The 12,377-nt window shown below is 59.6% G+C and carries 11 protein-coding genes and 1 pseudogene; 6 read left to right on the top strand and 6 right to left on the bottom strand.

Annotation, left to right across the window (positions count from 1 at the left end):
* Positions 1–64: 64 nt before the first annotated feature.
* Both GVN17_RS21240 and GVN17_RS21235 read right to left on the bottom strand, forming a co-directional pair.
* Positions 65–1,264, bottom strand: coding sequence for an HD-GYP domain-containing protein (locus GVN17_RS21240; protein WP_166597215.1), 1,200 nt, complete (start codon positions 1,262–1,264; stop codon positions 65–67).
* A 365-nt stretch (positions 1,265–1,629) separates the two neighbouring features.
* Positions 1,630–2,394, bottom strand: coding sequence for a helix-turn-helix domain-containing protein (locus GVN17_RS21235; protein WP_166597214.1), 765 nt, complete (start codon positions 2,392–2,394; stop codon positions 1,630–1,632).
* Positions 2,395–2,504: 110 nt separating this feature from the next.
* Between GVN17_RS21235 and GVN17_RS21230 the strand changes: the two genes are divergently transcribed.
* The 3 genes from GVN17_RS21230 to GVN17_RS21220 all read left to right on the top strand — a co-directional run bounded on the left by GVN17_RS21230 (position 2,505) and on the right by GVN17_RS21220 (position 4,883).
* Complete coding sequence (locus tag GVN17_RS21230) at positions 2,505–3,317, top strand: sulfite exporter TauE/SafE family protein (protein ID WP_166597213.1); 813 nt, start codon at positions 2,505–2,507, stop codon at positions 3,315–3,317.
* 115 nt (positions 3,318–3,432) lie between these two features.
* Positions 3,433–4,077 (top strand): MBL fold metallo-hydrolase, encoded by a 645-nt coding sequence (locus GVN17_RS21225; protein WP_166597212.1) that lies wholly within the window; start codon positions 3,433–3,435, stop codon positions 4,075–4,077.
* Between the two features lie 107 nt (positions 4,078–4,184).
* Positions 4,185–4,883 carry an OmpA family protein gene (locus GVN17_RS21220; RefSeq protein ID WP_166597211.1) on the top strand — a complete coding sequence of 233 codons (699 nt, stop codon included), beginning with the start codon at positions 4,185–4,187 and terminating at the stop codon, positions 4,881–4,883.
* A gap of 205 nt (positions 4,884–5,088) precedes the next feature.
* Here the strand turns inward: GVN17_RS21220 and GVN17_RS21215 are convergent, their stop codons facing one another.
* The 3 genes and pseudogenes from GVN17_RS21215 to GVN17_RS21205 form a co-directional block, all read right to left on the bottom strand.
* Complete coding sequence (locus GVN17_RS21215; protein WP_166597210.1) at positions 5,089–5,988, bottom strand: acyltransferase; 900 nt, start codon at positions 5,986–5,988, stop codon at positions 5,089–5,091.
* 83 nt (positions 5,989–6,071) lie between these two features.
* Positions 6,072–8,165, bottom strand: a complete 2,094-nt coding sequence (gene pta, locus GVN17_RS21210) for a phosphate acetyltransferase (RefSeq protein WP_166597209.1) — start codon at positions 8,163–8,165, stop codon at positions 6,072–6,074.
* Positions 8,166–8,255: 90 nt separating this feature from the next.
* Positions 8,256–8,589, bottom strand: a pseudogene (locus GVN17_RS21205) (DUF3565 domain-containing protein).
* Between GVN17_RS21205 and GVN17_RS21200 the strand changes: the two are divergent.
* The 3 genes from GVN17_RS21200 (at position 8,588) to GVN17_RS21190 (ending at position 11,087) form a co-directional block, all read left to right on the top strand.
* Positions 8,588–9,073 carry a peptidylprolyl isomerase gene (locus GVN17_RS21200; RefSeq protein WP_166597207.1) on the top strand — a complete coding sequence of 162 codons (486 nt, stop codon included), beginning with the start codon at positions 8,588–8,590 and terminating at the stop codon, positions 9,071–9,073. The pseudogene GVN17_RS21205 and the gene GVN17_RS21200 sit on opposite strands and share 2 nt — an antisense overlap.
* A 132-nt stretch (positions 9,074–9,205) precedes the next feature.
* Entirely contained in the window at positions 9,206–9,688 is a 483-nt protein-coding gene (locus GVN17_RS21195; protein WP_166597206.1) for a glutathione peroxidase, read from the top strand.
* Positions 9,689–9,977: 289 nt separating this feature from the next.
* Positions 9,978–11,087, top strand: coding sequence for an NADH:flavin oxidoreductase (locus GVN17_RS21190; protein WP_178115751.1), 1,110 nt, complete (start codon positions 9,978–9,980; stop codon positions 11,085–11,087).
* Positions 11,088–11,205: 118 nt separating this feature from the next.
* On the opposite strand, the gene GVN17_RS21185 is transcribed toward GVN17_RS21190, so the two are convergent.
* On the bottom strand, positions 11,206–12,372 hold the full coding sequence (locus GVN17_RS21185; RefSeq protein ID WP_166597204.1) for a glycosyltransferase family 1 protein: 1,167 nt from the start codon (positions 12,370–12,372) through the stop codon (positions 11,206–11,208).
* Positions 12,373–12,377: the final 5 nt, after the last annotated feature.

The raw sequence follows: 12,377 nt of genomic DNA, 5'->3' as shown, positions 1-12,377 counted from the left end.
CATTAAAATGCCGCTCTACGCGCTGAGCTACTGAGATTCGGCATTTAAGTGCCGATTTCAGCCGCTACGGCGCCGCGTCACCCGCCCACATCGTGTCCACATCCCCCAGGCCCCAATCCTCCGCCAGTTCGAATTTGACGATGCTGTCCTGTGCGCCGGGATCGCCCAGGTTGACGACTTCCGGTGCGAAGGTGACGCGTGTCCGAGTGGACATGAACACTTTCACTTTGGGGTGCAGCAGCGACTTTTCGCCTTGCTCTATCACCACGCCCAGCCGTTCGCTTTTCAGGCGCACCAGTGCGCCGATGGGGTAGATGCCGACGGTCTTGACGAAGTGCTGGAAGATTTTCTCGTCAAAGTGGCCTTTCCACGACGCCATTTCGCGGATGGACTGCGCCGCGTCCCAGCCTCGCTTGTAAGGCCGGTTTGAAGTGACCGCATCGTAGACGTCACAGATCGCGCCCATTTTGGCGAAGATGCTGATCTCGTCGCCTCTTAGGCCGTGGGGGTAGCCGCTGCCGTCGACCTTTTCATGGTGGTGCAGGCACACGTCGCGCACGGCGTTGGTGACCTGCTGGCAATTCTGCAGGATTTCCAGCCCGGCCTGCGGGTGATGCTTCATCGCTTCGTATTCATCGAAGGTCAGGCGATCGGGTTTGTTGAGAATGGCGGGGGAAATCATCATCTTGCCGACGTCATGCATCAAGCCCGCAACGCCCGCATCGCGCACCTGGTCTTCGCTCAGATTCATTTGACGGGCGAGTGCCACCATCAGCGCACAGACCGCCACCGAGTGCATGTAGGTGTATTCGTCAGACGTTTTCAAACGCGACAGACTGATCAGCGCGTGAGGGTGGCGCATGATCGACGTCGAGATTTCTTCGACCAGCAAATCGACGTCTTCGGCGTTCATCGCACGGCCCATCCGGGCGTCGGTGAACATGGTCATCACCGCATCTTTGGCTCGGCCACAAATCATCTTGGCGCGCGCCAGCTCTTTCTCTATAGAACTCGCGGTGGTGTCAGGCGCGGGAACGTGGGTCGAGGCGACAGCCAGAATCGGCGTCTGCTCATCGGGGATCTTGCCGCGCCGGGTGTCGATCCACACCTCGCGCGTCGATTCCTGAATGCGCTGCAGCACGGCTTCGTCGCGCAGTTCGCGTTCCACGTGCAAGGTCCAGAACGGATCGTGAACACGAGGGCGGCAAAATTCATGGATGTACATACCCAGCGTCAGGTCGGAGACCGCGATTTTTCTTAGCATGGAGCTTGCTCGTTCTTCGCTTCGGGTCTGTGCTGCCCTGCGGGATCATCGGGTCGACTTCTTATCATCCCGAACGCTACACATTCCAATGGTTGCGCAGTGCCAGTATATGAGCGGGTTTTTGAAAAATATATGAATTAAACAAACCCCTAAAAACAGGGCATTTTGGACTTTGTTCATACTAAACAGGCAGTTAGCGTGAAATGCTCATCTCCTCCGAAAGTTGGGCAACAAAAATAAATGGATGAGTTGTCCTGACCCCTCGTTAAAACCCACTCGGGTGAGTGTAGAAGCTGAGCGATAGACCGTCGGACCGTATGGAGAAAACCGGTGCTAGTTCAACCTTTTGCGCGCTTAGAGTCTTCCTAGTCGCGGGCATAGTGGCTGGGAGGACGACCGGTTAGACGACGGAACATGGTCGAAAAAGCGCCCGGGCTTTTATAGCCCAGCTCCAGCGCAATGCGGGTAATGGATTCACCGCTCGACAGCCGCGACAGCGCCAACACCACGCAAGCCTGTTGCCGCCATTGGCCGAAACTCATCTGCGTCTGTTCACGAAACAGGCGGCTGAACGAGCGCTCACTGACGAACAAATCCTGCGCCCAGTCCTGGGGCGATTGATGAATGTCCGGGTGTCGCAAGAAGGCCTGGCAGCGGGCGAGCAGGCGGTGATCATCGGGCAGGGGAATGTGCAACGGCAGCGTTCTGGCCTGCCCGATTTCCAGCAGGGCCAGCGTTATCAGCACCCCGTCGCGGCCGTCGACTGCGTACGTCAACGGCATCTCCACCGCCTCGATCAGCAGTTGGCGCAACAGGGGCGAGATTCCGATGACCTCGCAAGTCTGTCTAAATACGGGCACCGCAGACGGTTCGATGTACAGGCTGCGGGTGCTGACCCCGAGCATCAAGACTTCATGTTCCATCTGCGGCGGAATCCACACTGCCTGTTGAGGCGGCACCACCCAATCGCCCTGAGGGGTGGAGACTTTCATCACCCCCGTCGAGCCGTACAGCAATTGCGCACGGCGATGGTGATGACGACGCAGCAGGTAGCCATCGGCGTAATCATTGCCAATCGCGACGACCGGGCGGGGGGTGTTATCGAGCGTTTCGATAGAGACGTTGCGCATGGCGTTTTTCCAGAGTCTGGCCGAAACACAAACATGAATGGCCCGAATCCTCAAGTTTGACGTGATCACCCTGCTTATTGTGAACACCTCTTTTTCAAGGATTCAGGGCAATGACGTATCTCTTGCTGGCGCTGTTCGGCGCTCTTTCCGGGGTGACGACCGTGCTGTTCGGATTTGGAGGCGGCTTTGTGGTCGTGCCGGTGCTGTACGGTATCTTGAACAGCGAAACTGTCGGCGGCTTGAGCGCGCCAATTGCGATGCATGTGGCCGTAGCGACCTCAACCTGCGTGATGATCGTCAACGCCTCATTGAGCACCCGCCGCTCCGCCTGCTCGGGCACGCTGCTCAAGGATTGGTTGTGGCCACTGGCAGGCTTCATTGGCATCGGCTCGCTGATCGGCGCCGTCGCGGCTGGCTTCGTCAACGGCTCGGTATTGCGCGTAGCGTTTATGGCTTATCTGGCAATCACCATCGCCGATTGCCTGCTCAGACGCGGATTCGTTTCACGCGCTGCTGAAAATGAACCACGCCCACTGAGCGCAATGACGCGCGGCCCCGGCGGCATTCTCATCGGCGCCATTGCGACATTCCTGGGCGTCGGCGGCAGCGTCATGACTGTCCCGCTTCTGAGGCGCTGCGGCCTGAGCATGACCCAGGCCACCGCCATGGCTAACCCGCTGAGTCTACCCGTCGCCCTCTTCGGCACGACGACCTACATGGTCACCGGCGCATTGGACAATACGCGGCTGGGCGCGGGCTACATCGGCTACGTCAACCTCATCGCCTTCGCACTCCTGACCCTCGGCGCCTGGTTCGGCATGGGGCTGGCTGCACGTTGGGTGGGGCGCATCCCGGATCGGCTGCACGCGTGGGCGTACGTGGGGTTGTTGGGGGTGGTGTTGGTGAGTATGGGATTGACCTGAGCGGCTCGGCTCTTTACAGGATCAAGGCGGGTTGAACCACCGGGCTTTTCGGGCGAACCTTGCGTATCCGCTGCGAGGGCATACCCCGCACCACACCCGATACGATCAGGTCATCATGCAAACCCCAGCACCCACCCTCATCCGCGAAACCTTTCCCGTCGGCCCGTTGCAGTGCAACTGCACGATCATCGGCGATCCGGTCACGAAACAGGCCATCGTGGTCGATCCCGGTGGCAATCACGAGTTGATTCTAGCGAAGCTGGAGGCGCACGGTCTGAAGTGCGTGAGCATCATTCATACCCACGCGCACCTCGATCATTTCCTCGCATCGGGTCGGTTGAAGGAAAAGACCGGGGCGACATTGCATCTGCACAAGGAGGACCAGTTCTTGTGGGACAACCTCGAAACCCAGTGTCAGGTGTTTCGTGTTCCCTATGTGCCGGTGCCTTCGCCGGATCGGTGGCTGGAGCACGACGAAGAACTGGCCTGCGGGTGCGGAGTGGCGTTGCACACACCGGGGCATACGCCGGGGTCGATGAGTTTCTGGTTCGAGGACGCGAAGTTGTTGATCGCGGGCGACACCCTGTTCAAGCGCGGTGTGGGGCGGACGGATTTGTGGGGCGGCGATCAGGCCACCATTGTGCGTTCGATCAAGGAGCGGCTGTACACGCTGGACGAGGCGGCGACGGTGGTGACGGGCCACGGGCCGGACACTCGATTAGGGGATGAAATGCGCGAAAACCCTTTCGTCAGGGCGTAAATCGTTCAGGCCGCGTTAAGGAATTTTTGACGGTCTCCATGCTCTAATCGCCCATATCGTCGGCCTCTGTGGTTGGCCGTAGACATGCAAAACAGGAGCTTTCCTTGATGTTGACCTTTCGCCGTTTGATCATCGCTGCTACCGCGTTGGCTGTCCTTTCGGGCTGTGCGACGCAGAATCCTTACGACAATCAGGGGCAGGCGCAAAACTCCGGTGGTGTGAGCAAAACCGCCAAATACGGTGGTCTGGGTGCGTTGGCCGGTGCCGTCGCCGGTGCTGCCATCGACCACAACCATCGTGGTAAGGGCGCGCTGATTGGCGCCGCTGTCGTGGGTGCCGGCGCGGCCGGTTACGGTTATTACGCTGACAAGCAGGAAGCCGCCTTGCGGGCGAGCATGGCCAACACCGGTGTCGAAGTGCAGCGTCAGGGCGACACCATCAAACTGGTGATGCCAGGCAACATCACGTTCGCCACCGACTCTTCCGCGATTGCCAGCAGCTTCTATTCGCCGCTGAACAACCTCGCCGGTTCGCTGAAACAGTACAACCAGAACGTCATTGAAATCGTGGGCTACACCGACAGCACCGGCAGCCGTCAGCACAACATGGACCTGTCTCAACAGCGTGCTCAAAGTGTGGCGACGTACCTGACGTCCCAAGGTGTGGATGCGTCCCACCTGTCGGTTCGCGGTGCCGGTCCTGATTCGCCGATTGCCAGCAACGCCGATGTCAACGGCCGCGCCCAGAACCGTCGCGTAGAGGTCAACCTCAAGCCGATTCCCGGTCAGCAGTATCAGCAGCAATAAGTTGAGCGTGTAACGCCTGAAACCCCGGCCTGAGTGCCGGGGTTTTTGGTTTCTGATTGATGAAGATTCCCTGTAGGAGCGAATTCATTCGCGAACCGCTCGTACTGCCGATACACCTCTATCGAGTGTACCGGCCCTTCGCGAATAAATTCGCTCCTACAGGGGGGGGCGGCGTCGCGAGGATGAGGGACGGCTGGGGGGACATTTACCGGGAATACCGCTCATGCATCTGCCCCAGCAATGCATCCTTCTCTTCCCACAGCCGATTGATCCATTGCTGAAATTCTGCGCGATACGCTTCGTCCTGGTCGTAGCTTTTGCCAATGAACTGCTGCGGAATCTGCACTTCTTCAAAGTGCGCCACCACCTCGCGCACGTTGCCGCACAGCAAATCCCAGTACCCTGGCTGGCCCACCGGGTAATGAATAGTCACGTTGATCAACGATTCCAGTTGCTCGCCCATGGCATCCAGCACAAACGCAATGCCACCCGCTTTGGGTTTCAGCAGGTAACGAAACGGCGATTGTTGTTGAGCGTGCTTACCCTTGGTGAACCGTGTGCCTTCGGCAAAGTTGAAAATCCCCACGGGGTTGTTGCGAAACTTCGCGCAGGTGCGGCGAGTGGTTTCCAGGTCCTTGCCTTTCTTTTCCGGGTGTTTGGCCAGATACGCCTTGCTGTAGCGCTTCATGAACGGGAAGCCCAGCGCCCACCACGCCAGGCCAATCACCGGCACCCAGATCAGCTCTTGTTTGAGGAAAAACTTCAGCGGCCGAATGCGCCGGTTGAGCACGTACTGCAAGACCATGATGTCCACCCAGCTCTGGTGATTACTGGTCACCAGATACGAGTGTTGATAGTCCAGACCTTCCAGCCCGCTCAGGTGCCAGCGGGTGTGGCCGAGCAGGTTGATCCAGGCGTTGTTGTTGCTGATCCAGGCTTCGTGGATGTGGCTCATCAGCCAATCAGTGACTTTCTGCGCCGCCGGAAAGGGCAGGCACAGCTTGAAGATTGCGACGATGAACAGCGGCGTGCAGCAGACAATCGTGTTGAGCGCCAACAGCAGCGAGGCGAGGACACCGCGCAAAGGGGCGGGCAAGAAATCCATGGGGGATCGAACTCCGAAGGTAAGACAGCCGCCGGTGAGTTCCCGGCGGCGTTATTGTGAATGACTGATATTGCAGACCGGCGTTATTGAGGCAGGTTCGCCGCTTGAATGGCCGTGAGGGCAATGGTGTAGACGATGTCATCCACTTGGGCGCCGCGCGGCAAATCGTTCACCGGCTTGCGCAGGCCTTGCAGCATCGGGCCGAGGCTCACGCAGTCCGCACTGCGTTGCACGGCCTTGTACGTGGTGTTGCCGGTGTTGAGGTCGGGGAACACGAACACGTTGGCGCGACCGGCGACCGGGCTGTCCGGCGCCAGTTGCCGAGCCACGTTCTCGTTGGCTGCCGCATCGTATTGCAATGGACCGTCGATCAACAGGCTTCGACGGGTTTCCTGCGCCAGTTGCGTGGCCTCGCGCACTTTCTCCACTTCCTCGCCACTGGCCGAGTTGCCGCTGGAATAGCTGATCATCGCCACGCGCGGCGACAGGCCGAAGGCAACGGCAGAATCCGCGCTTTGCACCGCGATTTCCGCCAGTTCTTCTGCGGTCGGGTGCGGGTTCATGATGCAGTCGCCGTAGACCAGCACCTGCTCGGGAAACAACATGAAGAACACCGACGACACCAGCGTGCAGCCCGGCGCGGTCTTGATCAGTTGCAGGGCGGGGCGGATGGTGTTGGCAGTGGAATGCACGACGCCCGAGACCAGGCCGTCCACTTCGTCCAGCGCCAGCATCATGGTGCCGATCACGACCGGGTCTTCCAATTGCTGCTCGGCCATCGGCGCATTGAGGCTTTTGTTCTTGCGCAGGTCGACCATCGGCCCGACGTAGCGTTCGCGAATTTCGTCCGGATCGAGGATTTCCAGCCCCATCGGCAATTCGATGCCTTGAGCGCGCGCCACGGCCAGCACGTCGTCAGGCTTGGCGAGCAACACGCAGCGGGCGATGCCACGGGCCTGACAGATCGCGGCGGCTTGCACGGTCAGCGGGTCGGCGCCTTCCGGCAGCACGATGCGTTTGTTGGCGGCCTGTGCCCGCTGGATCAGTTGATAGCGGAACACGGCGGGCGACAGGCGCATTTCCCGAGGCGTACCGCAGCGCTGATGCAGCCAGTTGGCGTCCAGGTGGCTGGCGACGAAATCGGTGATGATCTCCGCACGTTCGCGGTCGTCGATCGGGATTTCCTTGTTCAGCCCGTTTAACTGATTGGCGGTGTCGTACGAGCCGGTGCTTACCGACAACACCGGCAGGCCCGCTTGTAGGGCGCCAGCGCACAGTTCCATCAGGCGCGGATCGGGGCGGGTGTCGCTGGTCAGCAGCAAACCGGCCAACGGTACGCCGTTCATGGTCGCCATGCTCACGGCGAGAATGATGTCGTCGCGGTCGCCGGGTGTGACCACCAGCACGCCGGGTTTCAGCAGTTGCAGCGTGTTCAGCACGGTGCGGGCGCAGATGATGATTTTCGACATGCGTCGCTGTTCGTAGTCACCGGCGTTGATCACCTGAGCGCCCAGCAATTCAGCGACGTCACGGGTGCGCGGGGCGTTGAGGTCAGCCTGGAACGGGATGCAACCCAGCAGGCGGAAATCGCCGCTGCGCAGCAAAGGCGAGTGTTCCTTGAGTCGCGCTGAGAAGGCTTCCATGCTTTCGTCGGTGCGCACTTTGTTGAGGATCACGCCCAGCACTTTCGGGTCTTTCGGGCCGCCGAACATCTGCGCCTGCAACTCGACGCGGCCGGAAAGCTCCGTCAGCACTTCGTTTTCTGGCGCAGACACCAGAATCACTTCCGCGTCCAGCGCCTTGGCCATGTGCAGGTTGACCCGCGCGGCATAGCTGGCGCTGCGGGTCGGCACCATGCCTTCGACGATCAACACGTCGCGGCCCACGGACGCTTCTTGATAAAGATTGATGATTTCTTCGAGCAACTCATCCAGTTGACCTTCGCCGAGCATGCGTTCGACATGGCCGAGGGCGAGGGGTTTGGGCGGCTTGAGGCCATGAGTGCGGGCGATCAGTTCGGTCGACCGCTCCGGGCCGAGGTCGCCGGGGTGGGGCTGAGCGATGGGTTTGAAAAAGCCGACCTTGAGTCCGGCGCGCTCCAGGGTACGCACCAGCCCGAGGCTGATGGACGTCAAACCCACACCGAAGTCTGTGGGCGCGATAAAAAAAGTCTGCATGCGGGCTTCTCGAAGGTGAGCGTGCAAGGGTCTTGATTCGTCAGAATCAGAGGACCTAAGTCAAACAGGACGCTGTTCAGTCGCAGCGTCTCAACGGGGCACAAGGTTATCGTCATCTGCCCCCTGCGCGCACCAGCCGCAACGAAACGATTGACCTATTTTTTCTTGTCGCGCCTGCGCATCGAGCACCCAGGCGCGGGATTGCCACGGTGGTTGGTGCCGCAAGTGCTGGGTGTGACCGCAGGCGAGGTCGGCGACCCAATGGCCATCCTCGTCCTGATGAAAGCCGATAATCGTGGTGTCGTTCTGAGGCATCGCAGGGTCGTGCAATCGGGGCCGTCCGTCTGAGTTGCGTTCGCTTTCGCGCGAGGGCTTGGTTAGACTTGCTCGCTCATATCTCTATTTGCAAAAGGTCTTGCCCCATGCCGATCGCCGCCAACAAGGCTGTCTCCATTGACTATACCCTGACCAATGACGCTGGTGAGGTCATCGACAGTTCTGCCGGCGGCGCGCCGCTGGTTTACCTGCAAGGCGCAGGTAACATCATTCCGGGTCTGGAAAAGGCACTGGAAGGCAAGGACGTCGGTGACGAGCTGAAAGTCGCCATCGAGCCTGAAGACGCTTACGGCGAGTACTCGGCTGAACTGGTCAGCACCCTGAACCGCAGCATGTTCGAAGGCGTCGACGAACTGGAAGTGGGCATGCAATTCCACGCTTCCGCGCCGGACGGCCAAATGCAGATCGTCACCATCCGTGATCTGGACGGCGACGACGTCACTGTCGACGGTAACCACCCGCTGGCCGGTCAGCGCCTGAATTTCCAGGTCAAGATCGTTGCCATCCGTGACGCCAGCCAGGAAGAAATCGCCCACGGCCACGTGCATGGCGAAGGTGGCCATCACCACTGATTTGTCCTGCTAAGCTCAAATAGCTGGCCAGGCGTCCTCGCGGGCTTTTGCGAAAACCGTCTTGGTTTCGCGGCCTGACAGGGCGCCTTTTTCGGCCGATAGTGTTTGTTTGGTGAGCAGGGGAGTTTCGTCATGAGTATATTTCACGACCTGAAATTAAAAGCTCTGGATGGCCAGGAACTGCCTCTCGCGCCCCTGAAGGGCAAAGTGGTTCTGGTGGTCAACGTGGCCTCCAAATGTGGCCTCACGCCACAGTACGCCGCACTCGAAAATCTCTATCAGAAATACAAGGACCGCGGTTTCAGCGTCCTGGGTTTGCCTTGCAACCAGTTCGCGGGGCAAGAGCCAGGTTCTCAGGAAGAGATTCAAGAATTCTGTTCGCTGAACTACGGCGTCACCTTCCCTCTGGGTGACAAGCTGGAAGTCAACGGGCCGCATCGTCACCGCCTGTATCAGATGCTGGCAGGTGAAGGTGCAGAGTTTCCGGGGGATATCACCTGGAACTTCGAAAAGTTTCTCGTCGGGCAAGACGGCCGCGTGCTGGCGCGTTTTTCGCCACGTACCACGCCGGATGATTCGGCGGTGATACAGGCCATTGAAAAAGCGCTGCATTGATTGATTCGGTCATCCTCGACGCTTGAACGCTGCCGCAGATTCTCTGTAGGAGCGAATTCATTCGCGAGGGGCCGGTGCAGCCGCTGCATCGGCGTCGCCTTACCCACCTTCGCGAATGAATTCGCTCCCCCAGAGGCCTCGTGGCGTTCGGAGGGCATGTGCATACGCCCATCCCAAGGCGTCTTTTTTGCGACTTCTAAACCTTAATCACCCAAATCAATAGTGCTAGGCATCCCGGCTCGGTCGGCTCATTCTGTATGACCTTCATAATATTCCCTGAGCCGAGGACGTGTGCATGCCAGTCAAAGCCTTGTTTAAACCTTTTCATCTGGGCAGCCTGGAATTGCCTACGCGGGTGGTCATGGCGCCGATGACCCGATCGTTTTCCCCGGGTGGCGTGCCAAATTCCAAAGTCATCGAGTACTACCGTCGCCGCGCTGCGGCAGGCGTGGGTTTGATCATCACTGAAGGCACGACCGTCGGTCACAAGGCGTCCAACGGCTACCCGAACGTCCCGCAATTCTTTGGCGAAGCGGCGTTGGCGGGCTGGAAAAAAGTGGTCGATGCGGTTCACGCAGAGGGCGGCAAGATCGTCCCGCAACTGTGGCACGTGGGCGCCGTGCGTCGCTTGGGCACCGAACCGGATGGCACCATTCCTGCGTATGGCCCGACTGAAAAACTCAAGGATGGTAACGTCGTCGTCCATGGCATGAGCAAACAGGACATCGTTGACGTTATCGCGGCCTTCGCTCAAGCGGCGAAAGACGCCAAGAACATTGGCATGGACGGCGTGGAAATTCACGGTGCTCACGGTTACATCGTCGACCAGTTCTTCTGGGAAGGCACCAACCAGCGCACCGACGAGTACGGCGGGGACCTGGCCCAGCGCTCGCGTTTCGCCATCGAACTGATTCAGGCCGTGCGCGCCGCCGTCGGCCCTGATTTCCCGATCATCTTTCGTTACTCCCAGTGGAAACAGCAAGACTACACCGCGCGTCTGGTGCAGACCCCGGAAGCGCTGGGGGCTTTCCTCAAGCCACTGTCTGACGCGGGCGTGGACATTTTCCACTGTTCGACGCGCCGTTTCTGGGAGCCAGAATTCGAAGGTTCTGATCTGAACCTGGCAGGCTGGACTCGCAAATTGACGGGCAAACCGACCATCACCGTCGGCAGCGTCGGGCTGGACGGTGAGTTCCTTCAATTCATGGTCAACACCGACAAAGTCGCGCAACCCGCCAGCCTGGAGAATCTGCTCAAGCGTTTGGGTGATGAGGAATTCGATCTCGTGGCCGTGGGCCGTGCGCTTCTGGTCGATCCGGATTGGGCGGTGAAAGTGCGCGAGGGTCGCGAGGAAGATATCCTGCCGTTCAGCCGGGACGCATTGGGCAAGCTGGAGTAAACCACCGCCTGCGCAGGTGTGTTTTTCGGTGGGAGCGAATTCATTCGCGAAACGTCGGTACAGACGACACGAATGTGTTAAATGTCCGATCATTCGCGAATGAATGCGCTCCCCAGCGCTAGACCCCTAAAGCGACTCCATCCCGCCGCTCACTGGCCACCCGCAAATATTGCTCGAACGCCTCGATCACCCCCGCCCACCCCTGACGGCTGGCATGTTGCCGAGCATTCAGGCGAACCCTGCGCAGGGTCTCGTCGTCCTCAAGCATCCAGCGTGCAGCGTCAGTAAAGCCCTCTTCATCGCCTGGCATCGCGACTGCGCCGTTGTGGCCGTGTCGAATGTGCTGGGCCGCTGCGGCTTCGTCGTACGCCACCACGCCGAGCCCTGAGGCCAGCGCTTCAAGAACGACATTGCCGAATGTCTCGGTCATGCTCGGAAACAGAAACAGATCCCCCGACGCATAGTGAGCCGCCAGCGCCTCACCTCGTTGGGTGCCGCAGAAGATCGCGTCCGGCACCTGCTGTTGCAGCGTTGCGCGAACCGGGCCGTCACCGACGATCACCAGCTTGAGCTTTTTGTCGGGATAAGCGCTGACCAGACCGTCGAACGCGGTTTTGAGCAGCCCCAGATTTTTCTCCGGGGCGAGCCGTCCTACGTGTAAAACAGCGGTGTCACCAGGCTCCAGGCCCCAAGTCTCACGCAGCACGTTCGAACGTCGGGATGGATGAAACAATTGGCAATCCACGCCCCTCGACAGCAGCTCCAACCGCTCGAAGCCGCGCCGTTCCAGTTCTGTCTTCTGGCTGGCGCTGGGCACCAGCGTGGCGTTCGAACGATTATGAAACCAGCGCAGATACGAGGTCAGCAGGCGCGTAATAAAGCCCATCCCGTACTGCCGCGTGTATTGCTGAAAATTAGTGTGAAAGCCGCTGACAATCGCAATTTGCAAGCGCCGCGCTGCCCTCAAGGCAGAAAGCCCTAACGGCCCTTCAGTCGCGATGTAGAGCACGTCCGGCCGACTCCGCTGCCAGCGCCGCAGCAACTTGTGCATCGACGACTGACCCCACTGCAACCCCGGATACCCTGGAATCGGCCAGCCGCGACACAGCATCAAATCATCACCCGCCGCCCGCAACTCGTCCTCGTTCTGCCGGGGACGAATCACTTCCACACGATGCCCACGCAGCCGCAAACCGTCGCACAACCGGCTGAGCGTGGTGGCCACGCCATTGATTTCAGGCGCGTACGTTTCAGTGATCAAGGTGATATGCAAAGACTTACTCATAACCG

The sequence above is a fragment of the Pseudomonas sp. SLFW genome, from assembly GCF_009905615.1.
Lineage (GTDB): Bacteria > Pseudomonadota > Gammaproteobacteria > Pseudomonadales > Pseudomonadaceae > Aquipseudomonas > Aquipseudomonas bambusae.
The sequence above is the reverse complement of the archived record's forward strand: the minus strand, read 5'-3'. Positions and strand labels throughout refer to the sequence as shown.

Coding starts and splice junctions, on each gene's coding strand:
- GVN17_RS21240 (WP_166597215.1), bottom strand. CDS start 1,264: ATGCTAAGAAAAATCGCGGTCTCCGACCTGACGCTGGGTATGTACATC.
- GVN17_RS21225 (WP_166597212.1), top strand. CDS start 3,433: ATGCAAACCCCAGCACCCACCCTCATCCGCGAAACCTTTCCCGTCGGC.
- pta (WP_166597209.1), bottom strand. CDS start 8,165: ATGCAGACTTTTTTTATCGCGCCCACAGACTTCGGTGTGGGTTTGACG.
- GVN17_RS21200 (WP_166597207.1), top strand. CDS start 8,588: ATGCCGATCGCCGCCAACAAGGCTGTCTCCATTGACTATACCCTGACC.
- GVN17_RS21220 (WP_166597211.1), top strand. CDS start 4,185: ATGTTGACCTTTCGCCGTTTGATCATCGCTGCTACCGCGTTGGCTGTC.
- GVN17_RS21195 (WP_166597206.1), top strand. CDS start 9,206: ATGAGTATATTTCACGACCTGAAATTAAAAGCTCTGGATGGCCAGGAA.
- GVN17_RS21185 (WP_166597204.1), bottom strand. CDS start 12,372: ATGAGTAAGTCTTTGCATATCACCTTGATCACTGAAACGTACGCGCCT.
- GVN17_RS21230 (WP_166597213.1), top strand. CDS start 2,505: ATGACGTATCTCTTGCTGGCGCTGTTCGGCGCTCTTTCCGGGGTGACG.
- GVN17_RS21235 (WP_166597214.1), bottom strand. CDS start 2,394: ATGCGCAACGTCTCTATCGAAACGCTCGATAACACCCCCCGCCCGGTC.
- GVN17_RS21215 (WP_166597210.1), bottom strand. CDS start 5,988: ATGGATTTCTTGCCCGCCCCTTTGCGCGGTGTCCTCGCCTCGCTGCTG.